Origin of the sequence: Nocardioides sp., from assembly GCF_047606145.1 — a bacterium.
Lineage (GTDB): Bacteria > Actinomycetota > Actinomycetes > Propionibacteriales > Nocardioidaceae > Nocardioides.
Genome location: NZ_JASGET010000154.1, coordinates 89,189 through 108,744, shown reverse-complemented (window position 1 = coordinate 108,744; position 19,556 = coordinate 89,189). Strand labels below are relative to the sequence as shown.

The window sequence follows — 19,556 nt, the reverse complement described above, 5'->3', positions numbered from 1 at the left end:
CGGCGCAGGGGCGTGACCTCACCGCCGGGGCAGCGAGCCGGTCGAGCTCGGGCCGTCGACCAGCGACCAGCGCACCTGAACGGTGCCGGTGGCCGCGGGCATCGTCAGCTCCATGGCGTAGTCGATGCTGGCGCCCGGGTCGAGGGTGCGGTGGTCCGCGCAGTTGAGCGTGTAGGTCTCCTCGGTTCGGCCCTGGCCGGCGACGGACGCGACCTGTCGGTACGTCGGGCAGACGCGGAAGCCCCAGGGCTTGGTGCCGGTGTTGGTCAGGGTGACGCTGTAGTCGAGGGTGGTGCCGGTGGTGGAATCCGGCAGATCGACGTGCACGCTCAAGCCCGGGAAGTCGTTCTCGTCGGTGTGGTCCGGCGGTGGCGTGAGCGCAACGCTGTCACAGGTCGCGAGTGCGGGGGCGATCGAGGCGCCGTCCGCACGGAGTCGGGTGCCGGAGACGTCGAGGACGAGCGGGTCGGTGTCCTGCTGGTCGCGCGCGGCGTCGGTGCACGAGTCGTCGAAGGTGACGTAGTAGTCGCCGGTGCCCGAGGCCGGGATCCTCGGCGAGCTGTTCGTGGTGGCCGGGGTCACCGTGGCCAGCGTGAGCTGCTGACCGCTGTCGTCGGTCAGCAGACCGACCTCGTCGTCGGGGATGCGGCACGCGGCGCCGGTGTTGTGAACGGTCAGTCTGGTGCGGAAGGAGCCCATCACCACCTCGGGCGCGACGGCGGTGACGGTGAGGACCGCCGGGTCACAGGTGCCGGTGTCCGTGTCCAGTCCCCCGCTTGTGGCGGTTGCCGCCGCCAGCGGCTTCCACGGCACGGTGCTGCGGTCCGCGGTGGGACGGTGGCCGTGGCCGAGAGCGGTCGCGAGCGTGACCCCGACGGCGATCACGACCACGGCGGCGGACGCTGCCGCGACGGGCCGCCACCGGCGGGCCACTGGTGGGGACGCCGGTGCGGCGACCGGGTGACGAGCGTCCTGGTCCGCCGTACGGTCGTTGTCGGGCACGGCAGCGCGCCGGACCTCCGCGTCCGAGAGGTCGAGGTGGTCCCGCATGGCATCACCGCTCGTTGAAGGCGGGCCGGCGACGGCCGCAACGATCCGAGTCCCTCACTCTCCGCCGGCCTCCGCTCCGAGGCAATAGTCCGATCGGGCTAGTGCGACCGGTCCGGGGGTGGCTCGGCGCGCACCCGGCGCAGGTTGGCGTCGAGTCGATCGGTCAGGCCGATGGCGTCCAGATGCTCCAGCAGCGGCATCGAGATCCGCCTGGTGGTGCCGAGCGCCTGCCGGGCCGCCGACATGGTGAACGGCTGCTCCAGCGTGGCCAGCAGGTCCCGGGCGCGCTCGGGCGCGCTCGGGTGGACGAGGATGTCGCCCTTGAGCCGGAGCACCAGCCCCTTGCGGGCCGCGGCGCCGAGCACCTTGCCGTCCAGTCCGCGCCCGGCCAGCTCCTGCGCCTCGGGGGCGTCGAACGGATCCGCCTCCAGCCGGGCGAGGACGGCGTCCAGCTGCTGCTGCACCGCGGCGGAGAAGACCGGCCCGGCGCCCGGCCGGGAGATCCGGCCGTGCGCCGAGGTCAGCCGGCCACCCTGGTCGCGCACCAGTGCCTCCAGCAGCCGCGCGTCGGGCAGATGCAGGGCCTGCCGGGCGGCCTCGGCGCTGATCCCGTTCGCCAACGGAGCGCTGCGCTGATGGGCGTCGACGGCGACACGGAGCTGTTCGCCCCAGCGCTGCCAGGAGTCCGGGTCGACGGCGTACTCGGCCAGCTCCAGCACCGAGGGCGGCAGGGCGGCCTCCAGCGGCAGTACGCCGAGCGCTGCCAGCCGGGCCCGGGTGACCGCACCACGGCGGGCGACCTCGGCGGCGACGTCGGGGCGTCCGGTCGCCTCGCTGAGGTCGTCGGCCCGCTGCCGGGCCGCGCCCCGGCGGTCGAAGGCGGGCGGATCGACGTCGAGCACCAGCAGGCCGGTGACCAACCGACGCGACGGGTCGCGCAGCACCGCACGGTCTCCGGGTTGCAGCGGGAGCGGGTAGGCCGCACGCACCCGGCCGGTGTCCTCGCCGAGCGGCCGGATCCGTACCGGGATCGCCGCCGCTCCCAGATGGAGCACCAGGTCGCCGGGGAGATCGGCCGGGTCGAGCGCGTCGAGCCGTACGTCGAACAGGCCGGTCTGCGCCCAGGCATCCGGCGTGAGCAGCACGCTGCCGCGGCCGACCTCGTCGACGGCGACCCCGCGCAGGTTCAGCGCCACTCGGGCCACCGCCTCGACCTCCTCGACCGGCCGGTCGAGGGTCTGCACCCCACGCACCCGGGTGCGCGCCCCGCCCGGGTGGATCTCGAGCTGGTCGCCGGCCGCGAACCGGCCGCTCCCGAGCGTGCCGGTGACCACCGTCCCGGAGCCCTTGACGGTGAAGGCCCGGTCGACGAAGAACCGCACCCGGCCTCGGCGGCTCGGCTCCGGCAGGCGGTGCGCCATCCGGTCGAGGGCACCGCGCAGCCGGTCGAGGCCGACGCCGGTGACGGCGCTGACCGCCACCGCCTCGACCGGGCCGTGCCGGCCCATGCTGGTCCGGGCGAGTCGCTGCCCGGCGTACTCCAGGGCGGGTCCGGGGTCGGCCAGGTCGGCCCGGGTGACGGCGAGCACCGCATGCTCGACGCCGAACGCGTCGAGGATCTCCACGTGCTCGGAGGTCTGCGCCTGCCACCCACCGTCGGCGGCGACCACCACCAGCGCGGCCGGCACCGAGCCGACGCCGGCCAGCATGGTGGAGACGAACCGCTCGTGTCCGGGCACGTCGACGAAGGCGAGCTCGGCGCCGTCCGCGAGGCTGGTCCACACGAAGCCGAGGTCGAGCGTCATGCCGCGCCGCCGCTCCTCGGCCCAGCGGTCCGGCTCCATCCCGGTGAGCGCGCGCAGCAGCGTCGACTTCCCGTGATCGACGTGGCCGGCGGTGGCGACGACGTACACGGCTCACCTCTCCGGTATGTGGGCCCGGCCGGCGGCCGCGCACGAGGTATGGCGGAGGCGGACAGGAATCGAACCTGCCTGACCCGGATACCGGGTCACAACGGTTTTGAAGACCGCGGTGTCCACCAGGAGCACTGACGCCTCCATCGCCTCATCCTAGATGAGACAGGTCCGGTCGATCGCGAGCCGCACGTCCGGCAGCTCGGGCAGTCGCGCCCAGGCCGAGGCGGCCGCCGCCACCGACTCGGCGGGCAGGCTGCGGGCGGCGTTCGCGCGGAACTTCGCCAACAGCTCGGTCTCCTCGCCGAGCCCGGAGACCCGCGGCGTCGCCCTGGTCAGCCGCCGCCCGTCTCGCAGCCGGACGACGACCGGCAGCGCGTCGCCGGGCTTGAACCGGGCATGGTCGTTGCCGCCGGTGCCCACCGAGGTGTCCCACTTCGAGGTCACCCGGAGCCGCACCTTGGCGCTCGTCTCGGCGTACTCCGGCCGGTGCAACCGCTCGTCGGTGAAGCTGTCGACCTCGATCCGGCCGTCGATCAGCGCGGTGGCGATCGTGTACCGGAGGCTGAACTTGCCCTGGAAGCCGCACTCGGGGTCGTCGTACATCAGCACCATCGAGTCATACGGCACGCCGACCTCGACCTCGGTCACGTCGCGGTGGCTGAAGCCGTGCTCCGCGATCAGCCCGAGCAGCGACTCCAGCGGCCCGTGGCTGGCGCCGCAGCAGGGCACCGCCTTGATCATCGGTGGCCGGGCGACCGTCCGCCAGGTGGCGCCGGGCCGCCGAAGGGCGTCGAGGCCGTCGGCGATCGCGGGCAGGTCGAGATGGCCGACGTACGAGCTCCAGCCGTTCGGTCCGCCGAGGATCTCGGGGCTGCCGGTCCATCCGTCGGCGGCCAGCAGGGCGGCGGTGATGGCGTTGCGGGCGCCGAGACCGGCGTGCAGCGGCTTGGTCGCGGTGCCGAAGTTGCGGCACAGCCCCGCCCCGGTCGAGGCGGCGATGGCCAGCGCCATCCGGGTCCGTACGGCGTCCAGGCCGAGGATCCGGGCCGCGGCGGCGGTCGCGCCCAGGGTGCCGAACAACGAGGTCCGGTGGAAGCCGGCGGTCTTCTCCTCGTAGTGGCAGGCGTCGGAGAGATGGGTGGTCGCCTCCAGTCCGAGGGCGTAGCCGGCCAACAGCTCGGGGCCGCCGGCGCCGCCGATCTCGGCGGCGGCGAGCGCGGCGGGCAGCAGCACGCTGGCCGCGTGTCCGCAGGCGGTGCGCCCGTCGTCGTAGTCCAGCCAGTGCGCCAGCGTGCCGTTGGCGAGCGCGGCCGAGGCCGGGTCGGTGCGCAGGCCGACGCCGAGCACGGTGCCGGCCGGCCGGTCCGGGTCGGCGCTCAGCGGCGGGGCGAGCCGGAGCACCGGGGCGATGTCGGGATCGGGCAGCGCCGCCAGGATGCAGCCGACCACGTCCAGCACCGAGCGGCGGGCCCCGTCGAGGGCCGCGGCCGGGATCCGGTCCACCGGCGTCTCGGCGACGAACTCGGCCAGGCGCTCCTCGGTCGTTCCCATCGTGCTCCCTTCGATCGGAAAGATTGTAGGGCAAGATTGATGATCAATCGAAGATCATTGACACTAGTCAATGATCTGGGCATGTGGAAGAATCGTTCACCGATATCGGTGAGCATTCGGAAGGTGGCGGTGATGGCGCGACGGGCGTCCTACGCCTATGTCGGCAACTGGCGGATCGACGCGACCGGGTACGGCGTGACCATCTGCGACTTCGACGAGGCCTCCGGCGCGCTCACCCCGCGGCGCACGGTGCATCCCGAGATCAGCGTGGGCTGCCTCCATCTCGACGCCGCGCGGAACCGGCTCTACGTCGCCGACGAGCGCTCCGACAATCCCGACATCGGGCCCGGCGGGGGCGGCCGGATCTACGCCTTCGCCATCGACCCCGGCACCGGCGACCTGCGCGAGCTGAACCACGTCTCCAGCCACGGCGCGCTCGCCTCCTACGTCACCACCGACCCGACCGGCCGCTACCTGATCGCCACCAACCACGCCCGGCCGGCCACCGTCACGGTGGTACGGCGCGACGGCGACCGGTTCACCGTCGACGGGCTGCGCGACCGGGCGACGACGGTGCTGTTCGAGCTGACCGCCGACGGCTCGGTCGGGCGGGCCCGCGACGTCTTCACCCATCCGGTCGGCGAGACCGGCTTCGCCCACGCCCACTGCGCGGTGCGCTCGCCGGACGGCGAGCTCTACGCCGTCTGCGACAAGGGCACCGACCGCATCTATCTGTTCCGGATCGACGCCGACCGCGGTGCGCTGGTGCCGGTCGACCCCGCCGGCACGCCGCACCCCACCGGTGCCGCGCCGCGTTACTGCGCGTTCCATCCGAGGCTTCGGACCCTCTACGTCAACAGCGAGTCCGCTCCGGTGCTGGTCGCCTACTCCTACGACGAGTCCGGTCGGCTCGCCACCCGGGCGGAGGTGGACGTGCTGCCCGGTCTGGACGGGCGTGCCATGCCGGAGCAGGCCTCTGACCTGCTGATCGACGCCGCCGGCCGATATCTCTACAACCTGGTCCGGGGAGTCGACCGCGTGGTCGTCCTCGAGCTCGACGAGCAGGGGACGCCGCACCTGGTCCAGTCCCTGGAGCTGGGCCTCGACAACCCCCGCGGCGGCACCCTCAGCCCGGACGGTGACTTCCTGCTGGTCGGCTGCGTCGGCGACACCGAGGTGGTCACCCTCGCCGTCGGCGACGACGGCAGACTGACTCCGACCGGCGTACGCATGCCCGCCAAGCGGCCCGGCTGCCTGGTGATCCACCGGCCGACGGCCGCCACGACTGAACGAGACTGAGCAAGGCTGAACATGACTGAAACGGAGCACCCGATGAACCCCGACCGCACGATCCCGGTCCCGTCCCTGCCGCTCCGCGACGGCGGCCGCATCCCGCAGCTCGGCTTCGGGGTCTTCCAGATCCCGCCGGAGGACACCGAGCGGGTGGTGCGCGAGGCGCTCTCGGCGGGGTACCGGCACATCGACACCGCTCAGGGCTACCGCAACGAGCGTGAGGTGATCGCGGCGATCGAGGCCTCCGGGATCGATCCGGACGAGGTCTTCGTGACCAGCAAGCTCTCCAACGCGCACCTGACCTACGAGGAGGCACGGGCGGCGATCGACGGCACCATCCGCGACTTCGGCGACAAGGTGCCCGACCTGTTCCTGATCCACTGGCCGCTGCCGACGGTGCGCGACTTCACCATCGTGTGGCGTGCCATCGAGGAGGCCTATCAGGCCGGCACGCTGCGTGCGATCGGCGTCTCCAACTTCCACATCCCGCATCTGGAGCGGCTGATGGAGGTCGCCGAGGTGCAGCCGGAGGTCAACCAGATCGAGCTGCACCCCTACCTGACCCAGGAGCCGCTGCGGGCCTTCCACGCCGAGCACGGCATCCTCACCGAGGCGTGGTCGCCGATCGGCCAGGGCCTGGTGCTCGCCGATCCGGTCATCGGCGCGATCGCCCGGCGGGTCGGCCGGACCCCGGCCCAGGTGATCCTGCGCTGGCACCTGCAGCGCGACACCATCGTGTTCCCACGCTCGACCAACCCGGGCCGGATCCGGGAGAACTTCGACCTCTTCGACTTCGCGCTGGAGGCCGCGGACATGGCCGCGATCACCGCGCTCAACCGGGACCAGCGCACCGGCGGCGACCCGGACACGTTCCGCTACAAGTACTGAGGAGTGACGATGGCGAGTTCGGTGGCCGGCCGCGGCCCGGCCGACCCGGTGCCGGAGGTGATGCGCGCCTGCGTGCTGTACGGCGTCCGCGACGTGCGCCTGGAGGAGCGGCCGGTGCCGCGACCCGATGCCGGCGAGGTGCTGGTCCGGGTGACGGCGGTCGGCGTGTGCGGCTCGGACACGCACTACTTCCGCGAGGGCCGGATCGGCCCGTACGTGGTGGACGAGCCGTTGGTGCTCGGGCACGAGGCGGCCGGGACGGTGGCCGCGGTCGGGGAGGGCGTGGACCCGGGCCTGGTCGGCGAGCGGGTCTCGATCGAGCCGCAACGTCCGTGCCGTCGGTGTGCCCCGTGCAAGCAGGGTCGATACAACCTGTGCGAGCGGATCGAGTTCTTCGCCACCCCGCCGGTCGACGGTGCGTTCTGCGACTACGTGGTGGTGCCGGCCGACTTCGCCCACCCGGTGCCCGAGGCCGTCTCCGAGCATGCCGCGGCGCTGTTGGAGCCGCTCTCGGTCGGGATCGCCGCGGTCCGCAAGGCGGACATGACGCCCGGCAGCCGGGTGCTGGTGACCGGGGCCGGCCCGGTCGGACTGATCTGTGCCGGGGTGGCGCGGGTCTTCGGCGCCGTCGAGGTCGTCGTCAGTGACCCGGTCGCCGAACGCCGTACCGCGGCGCTGGAGTACGGCGCGACGACGGTGCTCGGCCCCGGGGAGGACGCCGGCGGCGGGTTCGACGCCTTCATCGACTGCTCGGGTGCCCCGGCGGCGGTGCGCGCCGGGATCGGCGCGACGGCGCCGGCCGGCCGGGTGGTGCTGGTCGGGATGGGGGCCGACGAGATGGCGCTGCCGGTGCCGATCGTGCAGAACCGGGAGCTGGTGGTGACCGGGGTCTTCCGTTACGCCAACACCTGGCCGCTGGCGATCGAGCTCGCCGCCACCGGACGGATCGATCTGGACTCGCTGGTCACCCATGTCTTCGGCCTGGACCGGGTCGCCGAGGCGCTGGAGGCCGATCGCCTGCCGGGCGCGCTCAAGGCGGTGGTCGCCCTTTGACGGGTGACGTGGCGGCCGGAGAGCGCCGCGGTCGGGAGTCGGCGGGTGAGCCGCTGCCCCGGCGCTGGACCGTCCTCGGGGTGGTGGCGATCGCGCTGCTGATGGCCTCGGTCGACCAGACCATCGTCTCCACGGCGCTCTCCAGCCTGCAGCACGATCTGGACGCTCCGGTGAACTGGAGCACCTGGACGATCACGGTCTACTCGCTCGGACAGATCCTGGCGATGCCGTTGGCGGGCAGGCTGAGCGACCAGTACGGCCGCAAGCGCATCTTCCTCTCCGCGGTGGTCATCTTCACGGCCGCGTCGCTGTGCTGCGGGCTGGCGAACAACATCTACGAGCTTGTCGTGCTGCGGGCGGTCCAGTCTCTCGGGGGCGGCGCCTTCCTGCCCTCGGCCACCGGGATCGTCTCCGATCACTTCGGCCGGGACCGCGATCGCGCGATCGGCCTGTTCACCAGCATCTTCCCCATCGGCGGGATGATCGGGCCGGTCCTCGGTGGCGTCTTCGTGACCTACTGGTCGTGGCGGGGCATCTTCTTGATCAACATCCCGCTCGGGATCGCGCTGGTCGTGCTCGGCGCGGCACTGCTGCCCCAGGGCGAGACCCGGGCCCGCGGCCGGGTCGACTTCACCGGCGTGGTGTTCGTCATCGTCGGCCTGCTCGGCCTCATGCTCGGCATCAGCAGCCTGGGCAGCAGGGGGGTGCAGCCGCTGACGGTGGTCGTCCCGATCCTGGTCGGACTCGGTGCGCTGGTGCTGTTCTGGTGGCACTCCTCGGGCATCGACAACCCGTTCCTGCCACCGCGGTTGATCGCGCGGCGGGACTTCGCGGTGGTCAACCTGATCAACGTGCTCTCCGGCGCGGTCACCGTCGGCTTCGGCGCGCTCATCCCGTTGTACGCCGTCAACCGGTACGGGCTGTCGGTGCTCACCTCGGGCACGCTGCTGACCGCGCGAGCGGTCGGCACGATCGTGGTGGCCGGCGTGGCCGCCTTCGCGCTGCGCCGTACCGGCTATCGGTGGCCGATGCGGGTCGGCTTCGCGATCACCGCCACCGGCATCCTGATGCTGTCCGTCCAGGCCCGTGGGATGAGCCCGGAGCTGTGGCTCACCGGCTGGGCGGCCCTGACCGGGATCGGCATGGGCATCTCCATCCCGGCCAACAACAACGCCGGCCTGGAGCTCGAGCCGCAGAGTGCCGCCGCCATCTCCGGGATCCGGGGGATGGCGCGTCAGGTGGGCGGGATCACCGGGGTCTCGGTCATCTCCGCGGTCTCGGCGGCCTCGGCGGATCCGGGCATGGCGCAGGCTCGCGCCTTCGGCGTCCTCGGCGTGATCCTGATCTGTGTCATCCCGCTGGTCGGCCTGATCCCGGAGAAGCGCGGGATCTGGTAGCGCGGCGGTCACTCCGCCAGGAGCGTCACCACCAGCTTCTCCAGTGCGGGCAGCGCGTCGGCGACCTGCTGCTCCTCCGCCTCGCTGAGCACGCGCGTCGCCTCGGCGAGCACGGCGGACCTGTTGTTCCGGATCCGGGCGGCGGTCTCCTTGCCCTTGGCGGTCGCCTCGACGATGTGACTACGCATGTCGTCGGGGTCCTGGGTCCGGGTGATCAGCTCGTTGCGCTCGAGGTAGCGGACGATCCGCGAGAGCAGCGAGGCGTGCAGGCCCTCGGTCCGGGCGAGCCGGGACAGGCTGATCGGGCCGCGGTGCGCGATGGCCCCGAGCGTCACCGCCTGGGTCGGTGTCATGCCTTCGTCGGGGGAGTCGCGGCCCAGCTGGCGGGCGAGCCCGCTGATCGCGTAGCGCAGCCGGGTCAGGGTCTCCTCGTCCATGCCTCACCTCGATTGCGCGCGCACAACGGTCGACCGGTCGGTCGCGATGCGCACGGCGTTGCTGGGACGGGACGCTATCAAGCCATCCCGCCGTCCGGCGTACAGGTGGACGGACGGGGCGCAGGCGGGCGACATCGGGTGCATCGTAGAGCAAGATTGCTGACCAATCCAGAGGGTGTTTGCCATGTGGCAACAGGTTGACCGTCTCGTCGCCTCGGGCCTACCTTCGGTCAGGTATTTGCTATATAGCAAATACATCGCAGGCGGTCATCGACCGCCGTACGCAGGAGGTCACGATGGACAACGAGCTGGACTTCTCCGACAGGACGGTCCTGGTCACCGGATCGGGCCGCAACATCGGCCGCGCGATCATCCTCGAGTTCGCCGCGCGCGGCGCGAACGTGGTGATCAACGCGCGCAGCAACGCCGCCGAGGCCGAGGAGGTGGCGACCCGCGCCCGCGAGCTCGGCGCCGAGGCGTTGGTGGTGCTGGGCGACGCGAGCGAGCTGGCGGTGGTCGAGGAGATGCATCGGCGCAGTGTGGAGCGCTTCGGCCGGGTCGACATCTACGTGAGCAACGCCGCGCGCCGGCTGCACAAGGACTTCTTCGCGACCACGCACGAGGACTGGCACTATCACCTCAACCAGCAGCTGACCTCGGCGTGGTACCTGGCCAAGACCTTCGTCCCGGACATGCGCGCGGCCGGGTGGGGGCGGATCCTGCACATCAACGGCAACGACGGCATCCGAGGCGACTTCGAGCGGATCCCGCACTCGGTGGCCAAGGGCGGCCTGCGCACCCTGACCCGGTCGCTGGCCGCCGGACTCGGCCAGTACGGGATCACGGTCAACGAGATCTACCCCGGCTTCCAGGCCACCCGGCGCGATCCGAAGACGCACCCCGAGGTCACCGACGACTACACCGCCCGGCGGCTGAGCCGCTTCCCGCTGCGTCGCCAGCCCACCCCGGCCGAGCTCGCCTGGGCGGCCGCGTTCCTGTGTGCGCCGCGGTCCGGCGCGATCACCGCCGGCTCGGTGTCCCTGGACGGCGGCGAGCTGTGGATCCAGGCCCGGTGACGAGGTGACCCGAGCTGAGCACGACGCCACCCGGAGACTGCTGCGCGGCTTCCTGGCGGGCCTCGACCTCCCGGCCGGGTACGCCGACGAGGTGACCCTGGTCGGCGACGGATCGCTGCACGGCTACGTCGGCTACACCGACGTGCTGGCCGCCTCGCTCGCGGCGGCCGCGCTGGCCGTCGCCGAGCTGATGGCGGCGTCCGGCGGTGAGCGTCCGGCGGTGAGCGTCGACCGGAGGCTGGTGACCGGATGGGCCGGCGGCCTGCTGCAGCCGGTCGGTGCCCGGCCGCGGAGTGCCTCGCCCTTCCGGATCGGCGGGGAGTATCCGACCGCGGACGGTCGCCATCTGCGCATCACCGATGCGAACCAGCGCCTCCAGGACCGGATGCTCGCGGTGCTGGGGACCGGCCGGGACCTCGCGGCCATCCGTGCCGAGATCGCCCGGTCCGACGCCGACGGGCTGGAGGACGCCCTGCTGGCCGGCGGCGGCGCCGCCGCGGCGAGCCGGTCGGTGTCGCAGTGGGCTGCTCATCCGGCCGGTCGCGCCGTCGCGGCCGAGCCCCTGGTGGCGGTCGAGACCCGTGCGCGGGGTGGCGCCGAGGCCGGCTGGCAGCCCTCGGCGGGGCGACCGCTGGCGGGGATCCGGGTGCTCGACTGCACCCGGGCGGTCGCCGGCCCGATGGCGACCCGGTTGCTGGCCGGTTTCGGTGCGGAGGTGCTGCGCATCGACCCACCCGGCTACGAGGAGTGGGCGGACCGCGATCCGACCCAGCTGACACTCGGCAAGCGGTGCGCCCGGCTGGACCTGACCAGTGCCGAGGGCCGGGAGCGGTTCCTGGAGCTGCTCAGCGAGGCCGACGTCTTCGTCCACGGGTTCCGGCCGGGGGTGTTCGAGGAGCTGGGCCTGGGCGAGCGTGAGCGTGCCGCCGTACGTCCCGACCTGGTGGAGGTGACGCACAACGCCTACGGCTGGACCGGCCCGTGGGCGGGCCGCCGCGGCTTCGACTCGACCGTCTTCACCAGCTCCGGGCTGCTCGTCGAGAGCATGCGGCGAGCCGGCACCCGGGACGTGACGGCCCCCGGCATCGTGCAGCACGTCATCGTCGATCACTGCGTGGGGCACGTCGACGCCGCGGCCGCCGTGCGCGGCCTGACCCGGCGGATGCTGACCGGCCAGGGGTCGCGCTCGCGGCTCTCGCTGGCCGGGAACGCCCGCTTCCTCGCCGACTCCGCGGCACCGCAGGGGCCCTGGATCGAGCTGCCGCTGTCGGGACCCTACGAGGATCGGGTGGTCTCCGGCGTGTGGGGTCCCGTACGCCGACTCGACTCCCCCGTGCTGGTCGAGGGCGCGCCGTTCTTCTGGGAGCGCCCGGGGGAGCGCTATGGCAGCGCCACGGCGAGCTGGTCGGGCCGGCGGTGAGTCGTGCGGCCCGGTTCGAGCCGGGCCGCGGCGCCGTCGGCGATCATGTCAGGATGCCCGTCATGGACCTCGACTCCGCCGAGCGGATGCGCCGGGTGGTGGTGAAGCTGACCCGGCGCTTCAACGCCGCGTCGACCGCCGCCGGACTCAGCCCGACCGAGGCGTCGGTGCTGGGGGTCGCGGCCCGCCGAGGGCCGATCGGCATCCCGGCCATCGTGGCGGCCGAGGGGCTCAACCCGACGATGCTGTCGCGCATCCTCAACCGGCTGGAGAAGCTCGGACTCGCCGAGCGGGGAGCGGTTCCCGGTGACCTACGCGTCGTGCAGGTCACCGCGACCGCGGCCGGGCAGGAGGTGCATCGCCGCATCCGCGAGGAGCGGGCCGCGTCGGTGGCCGGCCTGCTGGCCGACCTGGACGAGGCCGATCGGCGCCGGCTCGACGACAGTTTCGAGCTCCTCGAGCACCTGATCGACTCGGAGTAGCCGGGCGCCCCGGGGCAGAGCGTCCCGGGTCAGAGCTTCGCGAGGGTCTCCTGGATCTTGCCGACGTGCCAGCGGCCCACCCGCTCGGCCGCGTCGGCGTCGCCGCTGACCACCGCCTCGAGCAGCTTGCGATGCTCCCCGGACACCTCGGTCTTGCGCCCCGGCACCATGGTGGTCTGGAACTGGAACTTCACCATCGGGAAGTGCAACGAGTCGAGCATCGAGCTCGCCTGCGGACTGTCGGCGATCTCGACGAGCTTGACGTGGAACTGCCGGTTCGTGGTGGTGAAGGTGCGCAGGTCGTCCTGCTCGAGGGCGCGGTCGGCGCCGTCGACGATCTTGGTCAGCTCGCGCGCCTGCTTCGCCGTGATCCGCTCGGCGGCCAGCCGCGCGACGAGTCCCTCCAACACCTCGCGGGTGCGCAGTGCGTCCTGCGCCTCCTCCAGCGAGAAGGCCCGCACCCGGGCTCCCCGGTTGGGCTCCAGGACGATGAAGCCCTCCTGCTCCAGCCGGGTCAGGACGGCGCGCAGCGTGTTCCGGCTGACCCCGAGCGTGCGGGAGAGCGGCAGCTCGACGAGGTGCTCGTTCGAGGCGTACTCCCCGGCCTCGATGGCGCGACGCAGCTGCAGGTAGGCCTGCTCCATCTTCGCCTGGCGGGGCTCGGCGTTCTGCTGCGGCATCTCGTCCCTTTCGACGCCCGAGTACGTGTTATTGGTCAACAATAGTGGAGACCGCTCATCGCGTCGCGATTTCATGGTGTGCCCGGTCCGCGGGTCGGCCGGGCGCGACGGGAAGGAACTGGAGGCAGACCGGCACCGGCGTCGTACGGCTTCCGATCATGGTGGCGGCGCCGGTCTCGGCGTCGATCTCGAAGGTGAGGATCGTCGAGCTGCCCTGGTGCCCGACGTAGAGCCGCCCGTCCGGGCCGAAGGTCATGGTGCGCGGGATCGCGCCACCGGACGGTACCCGTCCCGCCGGCCGCAACAGCCCCGAGTCGGCGTCCACGGCGAACCAGGCCAGCGAGTCCTCGCCCGGCTCGGGTGGTGGGCCGCTGGAGCCATGGCTGCGGTTGGTGACGTAGGCGAATCGTCCGGTGGGATCGAGCAGCAGTTCCGCCGCCGAGCGCAGTCCGGTGAAGCCGTCGGCCACCGTCGACACGCGGTCCAGCCGGGTCAGTGCGCCATCGGCGTCCCAGGCGAAGACGTCGATGGTCGCCGACATCTCGCCGACCAGGTAGGCCCGGGTGCCGTCGGCACCGAAGACGAGGCGCCGTGGCCCGGAGCCCGGCTCCACCTCGACGCTCAGCTCCGGGCGGTGGAGCAGCCGGCCGGCCGACCACTGGTGGACCACCACCCGGTCGGCGCCCAGGTCGGGGACCAGGACGAACCGGCCGGTCGGGTCGAAGACCACCGCATGCGGATGCGGTGTCCGCTGGCGCCGTGGATGGATGCTGGACCCGTGATGCCGGACGACCTGCACGGCGTCGCCGAGCGCACCGTCCGGACCGATCTCGAAGACCTCGACGGTGCCGCCGTGGAAGGTGCTGACCACGAGATGGGAGCCGCCCGGGCTGAGCGCCGCGTGACACGGGTTGCCACCGGTCCGGCGCCGGCCGAGGGGGCGCAGGGCGCCGGTCTCGCGGTCGACCGCGTACGCGCCGATCCCACCGCCCGGGGCGCCGTCGAGCTCGGTGACCTCGTGGGCGACGTACAGCGTCTTGCCGTCGGGGTGCGGCGTCAGCCATCCCGAGCGGACCGCGGGCGTGACCGGCCCGGGCACCAGCGTGCCGCCGTGCAGGCCGAAGGCGTAGACGCCGACGGCCGCCTCGACGAGATCGCGGTGGTAGGCGCGCTCGAAGGTGCCCACGTACAGCCACCGGGTCATCGCTCTCCCCTCCGATCGCGCACCGGTTGACGGCCGGTGTGGGCGTCGTTACAGTTGATGTTGTTCAACAATATTGCCATACATGTCAGGTCGTCTTCGATCGGCGTGACGAGCTAAGGAGACCTAGATGGACTACGACGCCATCGTGGTCGGCGGGGGTCTCGCCGGCCTGACCGCCGGCCTGTACGCCGCTCGCTCGGGCCTGCGCACCCTCGTCATCGAGCAGATGATGGCCGGCGGCCAGGTGTCCAACATCGAACATATCGAGACCTTCCCCGGCCAGATGGAGCCGGTCGGCGGCATGATGCTCGGCCCCGCGACCCAGATGCAGGCCGAGCAGGCCGGCGCCGGCGTGGTGATGGAGACGGTCACCGGCCTGGAACGCGAGGGCGACGTGCTCACCGTGCACACCGCCGAGGGACGACACTCCGCCGCGGCGGTGATCGTCGCGTCCGGCTCGACGCTGCGCACGCTCGGCGTACCGGGGGAGGAGGAGTACCGCGGCCGAGGGGTCTCCCAGTGCGCCGACTGTGACGGCTACTTCTTCAGCGGCAAGCGCGTGGTGGTCGTCGGCGGCGGGGACTCCGCCCTCGACGAGGCGATGGTGCTCGCCGGCATGGGCGTGGAGAAGGTGCTCCTCGTCCACCGCGGCGACGACTTCGCCGGGGCGCAGCAGCTGCTGGCCGACCGGGTCAAGGAGGTGGACCTGATCGAGCCCGTCTTCGGCACCGAACTGGTCGAGATCAAGGGCGAGGACGGCGCGGTCGGCGCGGTGACCCTCCGTCAGGGCGAGCGGACCTGGGAGGAACAGGTGGCCGGCGTCTTCGTCTTCGCCGGGCTGGTGCCCAACACCGCGTGGCTGGGCGGCCTGGTCGATCTCGACCGGGACGGCCGGGTGGTGGTCGACGCGATGATGGCGACCTCCGTGCCTGGCGTCTTCGCCGCCGGCGACGTACGACAGCATTCGGTGGCGCAGCTGGCTGCCTCGGCCGGCGACGGCGCGACCGCTGGCATCGCCGCCGCGCGCTACCTGCGCACCCGCTGAGCGAGCTGCCGCGCCGAGGGCTGATGGTGGCGGAGGTGGCGCTCCGGGCCTCGACGGTCGCCGAGGTGGCCCCGGGCGTGCTGCGCGACCTGCGCCCGTTCCTCGCGGTGGCGCGGTCGGGCAGCATCGCCGAGGCGGCCCGCGAGCTGGAGCGGTCCTCGGCGACGGTCTCGCGCGCGATCTCCGAGATGGAGCGGATCCTGGGGGTGCCGCTCTTCGAGCGGACCTCTCGCGGGCTGGTGCCGACCGCGGCCGGCACGGCCACGCTGGCACGGGGCAAGCGGATCGAGACCGAGCTGCGGCACGCCGCCCAGCAGGTGGCGGTGGCGCGATCCCAGGCCGACGGCGTGCACGTCGAACCGGCCCCCGACTGGTGGTACGACGCCCGGCGCCTGCGCCTCGCCATCGCACTCACCGAGCTGCGCCGGGTCTCGCTCGCCGCGGATGCGCTCGGCCTGACCCAGGCCGGGGCCAGCATGGCGCTGCGGAGGCTCGAGGAGGGAGTCGGTCTGGAGCTCTTCGAGCGCACCGCCGGCGGGCTGCTGCCCACCTATGCGGCGGTTCAGGTGGCGGCGCACGGCAGCCGGGTGGAGGCCGAACTGCGCCACCTCGTCTCGGACCTCGCCTCGCTCGGGGACTGCAGCGGTGGCTCGGTGGTCGTCGGCGCGCTTCCGCTGGGGCGGACGACCGTCCTGCCGTCCGCCATCGCCGAGGTCGTCGCCGCCCACGCCGGGATTCGGGTGACCACCGTGGAGAGTCACTTCGAGCACCTCCTCGACGGGCTGCGGAGCGGCTCGATCGACGTGCTGCTCAGCGCTGCCCGGGACGCCGACGGGCTCGACGGATGCGTTGCCGAACCCCTCTTCGAGGACCGATTGGCGCTCATCGCCGGCGCCGGGCACCGCCTGGCCGGCAGGGAGAGCGTCCGGACCGACGAACTGCTGGCCGAGCGATGGGTGCTGCCGCGGGCGACGTCGTCCTCTCGCCGGCTGTTCGAGGAGGCGTTGCGCGCGGTGGGACTGGTGCCGCCGGTGCCGCTGGTCGAGTCCGCGGACCTGGCCGTGGTCAGACACCTCGTGGTGGCCGACGGCGCCGTCGCGGTGGTGTCCGCTCGCCAGTTCGAGGTCGAGCTGGGTCGCGGCGACCTGGTCGAGCTGCGCACCGAGCTACCGCCGATGACCCGGTCGGTCCGGCTGCTGCGTCGGGCCGGGACAGTGACCTCGCCGGCGCTCGACGCGCTCCTCGTCGCGCTCCGGAGGTCTGCCGCGGCCACGACCACGCGTTCGAGGGCGTGATGCGGCGTTGCGGCCGCGTGATGCGCGGCGGGCGTGACCGAGCCGGCGGGTCTAGCCTCGATGAGGACAGCGGTTCATCGGCGTACCGACCTCGCACGGTTCGCCGCTACGGAGCAGGAGCACCATCGATGGCGGAGAACTACCAGGTCGTCTGGCCCAGCGGTCGGCGGATGGACGACGGCAAGGGCCTGGCCCGGCGCCTGGACACCCTGGCGGGCAAGAAGGTCGCCGAGCTCTGGGACTGGGTCTTCAAGGGCGACAAGATGTTCGAGATCTGGGAGCGCGAGCTCTCCGCCCGCTACGACGGCATCGAGTTCGTCGACTGGCGCGAGTTCGGCGAGATCCACGGTGCCAACGAGCACAAGGTGCTCGCCGAGCTGCCGGCCAAGCTCAAGGAGATGGGGGTCGACGCCGTCATCTGCGGCGTGGGCTGTTGAGGCTCCTGTACGGCCGCCGTGACGCGTGCCTCCGCCCTGGTTGAGAAACTGGGAATCCCGACGGTGACTGCTCTGTGTGGCGGATTCGTCATGCAGGGCAAGCTGACCGCGAAGGGCCTGGGGCTGCCCAACCTGCCCCACACGATCCACCCCGGACACGTCAACTTCGTGACCGACGAGCAGCTCGAGGCCAACGTGGCCGGCACGATGCTCGACCAGGTCATCGAGGGCCTGACCGTCCAACCCGAGGAAGAGGGCTTCGTCCGCGAGCCCGGCAAGCGGGACATCATCTTCGAGGGGACCTACGAGGAGGTCAACGAGTACTTCTTGGAGCACGAGTGGAGCGAGGGCCTGCCCATCGTGCCGCCCACGATCGACAAGGTCGAGCAGTTCCTGCGGTTCACCGACCGTGACCCCGACGAGGTGCTGGGCAAGCTGTTGCCCGACTCGCGTGAGGCCACGATCTGGAACGTGGCGGTCAACGGCGTGATGTCCGGGTGCCGCCCGGAGTACATGCCGGTCCTGGTCGCGATCGTCGAGGCGATGGTGGACCCGGCCTTCGGGCACGAGCACCTCGGCCACACGCCGGGGACCGAGACCCTGATCATCGTCAACGGCACCATGCTCGAGGAGCTGGGGTTCAACTACGGCCAGGCCGCGTTGCGGCCGGGATTCCAGGCGAACACCAGCATCGGCCGGTTCTGGCGGATGTACCTGCGCAACGCCTGTGGCTTCCTGCCGCACAAGACGGACAAGGGTTGCTTCGGCGGCAACTTCCGGATCGTGCTGGCCGAGGACGAGGAGTCGGTGACCGGGATGGGCTGGCCCACTCACGGCCAGGACGAGGGCTATCGGGCCGGTGACAACCTGGTCACCATCACCGCCTGCACGGAGATGACCCAGGCGATCGAGGTGGGCGATCCCTCCGCGGAGCAGATCCTGACGAACATCGAGGCCCGGATGGCCGACAACCACATGTTCATCCAGTTCTTCTTCCGCGGCATGGTGACTCGGCCGACGGTGGTGATCACCCCGGCGATCCTGAAGGTCCTCACCGAGCAGGGGTGGACCAAGCAGGCGGTGCGCGAGCACTTCTACGCCAACGCCAAGCTCCGGGTCTCCCGGCTGTCGGGCATGATCGTGGAGCGCTTCTACAAGGGCATCCGGGAGGGAAACTGGCCCGAACAGCTGGGCAGCTCGATGGAGCTGGAGCGCGACATCCAGATGGTCTCCTCGCCGGACGACTTCATCATCGTGGTGGCGGGCGACCGCGATCGCGACCACGTCGAGATCGGCTCCGGGAACGGCTACATCGGCTTCCCGGTGACCAAGCCGGTCCAGCTGCCGGCGGCGTGGGCCGCACTGCTCGCCGAGGTGCGCACGAAGTAGCGGTCGGGGCAGGCAGAGTGAGCAGGACAGAGCGATACGCCGGCCGCGCGGCTCGACGCGGTCTGCGGAGCCGGGCCCGGGCTGGGGCGCCGTACCCTGTCGGCGTGCGGACGGACGGGATCGCGGCGAGCATCAACACGCTCGTCGGATTCTGCGCCCGGCGTGACGTCGACCGGCTCACGCCCGACCACCTCGGCGGCCGGGCGGACGTGGCGATCCTGTTCGGCGGCAGCATCCTGGCCGGTGCCGCGGTCTTCGCCGAGGCCATCCGAGCCGGCATCGCGGACTTCTCCCTCGTCGTCGGCGGCGAGGGACACAGCACCGACGCGTTGCGCCGGCAACTGCGCCGCCGAACGGGATGGACCGACGTCGACCGGCTCAGCGAGGCCGCGCTCTTCGATCGCTATCTGCGCGATCACGACGGGCTCGTCGTCGACGCACTGGAGGAGAGATCCACCAACTGCGGGAGCAACGTGACCAACGCGCTCGCGCTGCTCGACGCGCGCGGCGTCCGGCACGACCGGATCGTGCTGGTGCAGGACGCGACCATGCAGCAACGCATGGACGCCGGGTTCCGCCGCCACGCGCCGCCGGCGACCACGCTGGTCAACTTCGCCTCGCACCGGACCTGGGTGCGAGCGGTGGGCGATGAGGTGGCGTACGAGTCGGCGCCGGACGGAATGTGGGACCTCGATCGCTACGTCTCGCTGCTGATGGGTGAGATCCCGCGGCTGAGCGATGACGTCGACGGCTACGGGCCGAGGGGCCGCGGCTACATCGCGCACGTGGACGTGCCCGCCGAGGTGCGGAAGGCATTCGCGTTCCTGCGCGACACCGCCGGCTACGCCGTCCGGCCTGCGGACGCCCGGTGGGCGGGCGGACCGGCGGAGCGGGACGACCGCACCCGGTAGCCGCGCGGCTCGGGAGCCCGGCGGACGGCGGC

General features: G+C 72.2%; 18 protein-coding genes and 1 tRNA gene. 12 read left to right on the top strand and 7 right to left on the bottom strand.

Features of this window, described 5'->3' with window-relative positions; all coding sequences use genetic code 11:
- Positions 1–18: 18 nt before the first annotated feature.
- The 4 genes from QM638_RS21440 to QM638_RS21425 all read right to left on the bottom strand — a co-directional run bounded on the left by QM638_RS21440 (position 19) and on the right by QM638_RS21425 (position 4,517).
- Entirely contained in the window at positions 19–1,050 is a 1,032-nt protein-coding gene (locus tag QM638_RS21440; protein WP_415145425.1) for a hypothetical protein, read from the bottom strand.
- Between the two features lie 98 nt (positions 1,051–1,148).
- A complete protein-coding gene (gene selB / locus QM638_RS21435) occupies positions 1,149–2,963 on the bottom strand; it encodes a selenocysteine-specific translation elongation factor (RefSeq protein WP_415145423.1) in 1,815 nt (604 codons plus the stop codon).
- A 49-nt stretch (positions 2,964–3,012) separates the two neighbouring features.
- A tRNA-Sec gene (locus QM638_RS21430) sits at positions 3,013–3,108 on the bottom strand.
- Positions 3,109–3,119: 11 nt separating this feature from the next.
- A complete protein-coding gene (locus QM638_RS21425) occupies positions 3,120–4,517 on the bottom strand; it encodes an MmgE/PrpD family protein (protein ID WP_415145421.1) in 1,398 nt (465 codons plus the stop codon).
- A gap of 108 nt (positions 4,518–4,625) precedes the next feature.
- Between QM638_RS21425 and QM638_RS21420 the strand changes: the two genes are divergently transcribed.
- Genes QM638_RS21420 through QM638_RS21405 form a run of 4 tightly spaced genes read left to right on the top strand, consistent with a single transcriptional unit; the run spans position 4,626 to position 9,148 of the window.
- The gene (locus QM638_RS21420; RefSeq protein WP_415145419.1) at positions 4,626–5,816 is read left to right on the top strand and encodes a lactonase family protein; all 1,191 of its coding nucleotides are present in this window, start codon (positions 4,626–4,628) and stop codon (positions 5,814–5,816) included.
- A 12-nt stretch (positions 5,817–5,828) separates the two neighbouring features.
- Positions 5,829–6,698 carry an aldo/keto reductase gene (locus tag QM638_RS21415; RefSeq protein WP_415145417.1) on the top strand — a complete coding sequence of 290 codons (870 nt, stop codon included), beginning with the start codon at positions 5,829–5,831 and terminating at the stop codon, positions 6,696–6,698.
- A 9-nt stretch (positions 6,699–6,707) separates the two neighbouring features.
- Positions 6,708–7,751, top strand: coding sequence for an NAD(P)-dependent alcohol dehydrogenase (locus QM638_RS21410; protein WP_415145415.1), 1,044 nt, complete (start codon positions 6,708–6,710; stop codon positions 7,749–7,751).
- A complete protein-coding gene (locus QM638_RS21405) occupies positions 7,748–9,148 on the top strand; it encodes an MFS transporter (protein WP_415145413.1) in 1,401 nt (466 codons plus the stop codon). The genes QM638_RS21410 and QM638_RS21405 overlap by 4 nt, the downstream gene beginning before the upstream one ends.
- Before the next feature lie 8 nt (positions 9,149–9,156).
- On the opposite strand, the gene QM638_RS21400 is transcribed toward QM638_RS21405, so the two are convergent.
- Positions 9,157–9,585, bottom strand: coding sequence for a MarR family winged helix-turn-helix transcriptional regulator (locus tag QM638_RS21400; protein WP_415145411.1), 429 nt, complete (start codon positions 9,583–9,585; stop codon positions 9,157–9,159).
- Positions 9,586–9,881: 296 nt separating this feature from the next.
- On the opposite strand from QM638_RS21400, the gene QM638_RS21395 reads away from it, so the two are divergent.
- The 3 genes from QM638_RS21395 (at position 9,882) to QM638_RS21385 (ending at position 12,563) form a co-directional block, all read left to right on the top strand.
- Complete coding sequence (locus QM638_RS21395) at positions 9,882–10,661, top strand: SDR family NAD(P)-dependent oxidoreductase (RefSeq protein WP_415145409.1); 780 nt, start codon at positions 9,882–9,884, stop codon at positions 10,659–10,661.
- Between the two features lie 4 nt (positions 10,662–10,665).
- The gene (locus QM638_RS21390; RefSeq protein WP_415145407.1) at positions 10,666–12,081 is read left to right on the top strand and encodes a CoA transferase; all 1,416 of its coding nucleotides are present in this window, start codon (positions 10,666–10,668) and stop codon (positions 12,079–12,081) included.
- A gap of 62 nt (positions 12,082–12,143) precedes the next feature.
- Positions 12,144–12,563 carry a MarR family winged helix-turn-helix transcriptional regulator gene (locus QM638_RS21385; RefSeq protein ID WP_415145406.1) on the top strand — a complete coding sequence of 140 codons (420 nt, stop codon included), beginning with the start codon at positions 12,144–12,146 and terminating at the stop codon, positions 12,561–12,563.
- 29 nt (positions 12,564–12,592) lie between these two features.
- On the opposite strand, the gene QM638_RS21380 is transcribed toward QM638_RS21385, so the two are convergent.
- Positions 12,593–13,243 (bottom strand): GntR family transcriptional regulator, encoded by a 651-nt coding sequence (locus QM638_RS21380; RefSeq protein ID WP_415145404.1) that lies wholly within the window; start codon positions 13,241–13,243, stop codon positions 12,593–12,595.
- 55 nt (positions 13,244–13,298) lie between these two features.
- Positions 13,299–14,447, bottom strand: a complete 1,149-nt coding sequence (locus tag QM638_RS21375; RefSeq protein ID WP_415145402.1) for a lactonase family protein — start codon at positions 14,445–14,447, stop codon at positions 13,299–13,301.
- Positions 14,448–14,574: 127 nt separating this feature from the next.
- Here QM638_RS21375 and QM638_RS21370 point away from each other — a divergent pair, with 127 nt between their 5' ends.
- The 5 genes from QM638_RS21370 (at position 14,575) to QM638_RS21350 (ending at position 19,524) form a co-directional block, all read left to right on the top strand.
- A complete protein-coding gene (locus QM638_RS21370; protein WP_415145400.1) occupies positions 14,575–15,492 on the top strand; it encodes an NAD(P)/FAD-dependent oxidoreductase in 918 nt (305 codons plus the stop codon).
- A 23-nt stretch (positions 15,493–15,515) separates the two neighbouring features.
- Positions 15,516–16,787, top strand: a complete 1,272-nt coding sequence (locus tag QM638_RS21365; protein WP_415145399.1) for a LysR family transcriptional regulator — start codon at positions 15,516–15,518, stop codon at positions 16,785–16,787.
- 128 nt (positions 16,788–16,915) lie between these two features.
- On the top strand, positions 16,916–17,224 hold the full coding sequence (locus QM638_RS21360; protein ID WP_415145397.1) for a hypothetical protein: 309 nt from the start codon (positions 16,916–16,918) through the stop codon (positions 17,222–17,224).
- A gap of 90 nt (positions 17,225–17,314) precedes the next feature.
- Positions 17,315–18,613 carry a hypothetical protein gene (locus QM638_RS21355; RefSeq protein ID WP_415145395.1) on the top strand — a complete coding sequence of 433 codons (1,299 nt, stop codon included), beginning with the start codon at positions 17,315–17,317 and terminating at the stop codon, positions 18,611–18,613.
- A 104-nt stretch (positions 18,614–18,717) separates the two neighbouring features.
- A complete protein-coding gene (locus tag QM638_RS21350; protein WP_415145393.1) occupies positions 18,718–19,524 on the top strand; it encodes an ElyC/SanA/YdcF family protein in 807 nt (268 codons plus the stop codon).
- The last annotated feature ends 32 nt before the right edge of the window (positions 19,525–19,556 follow it).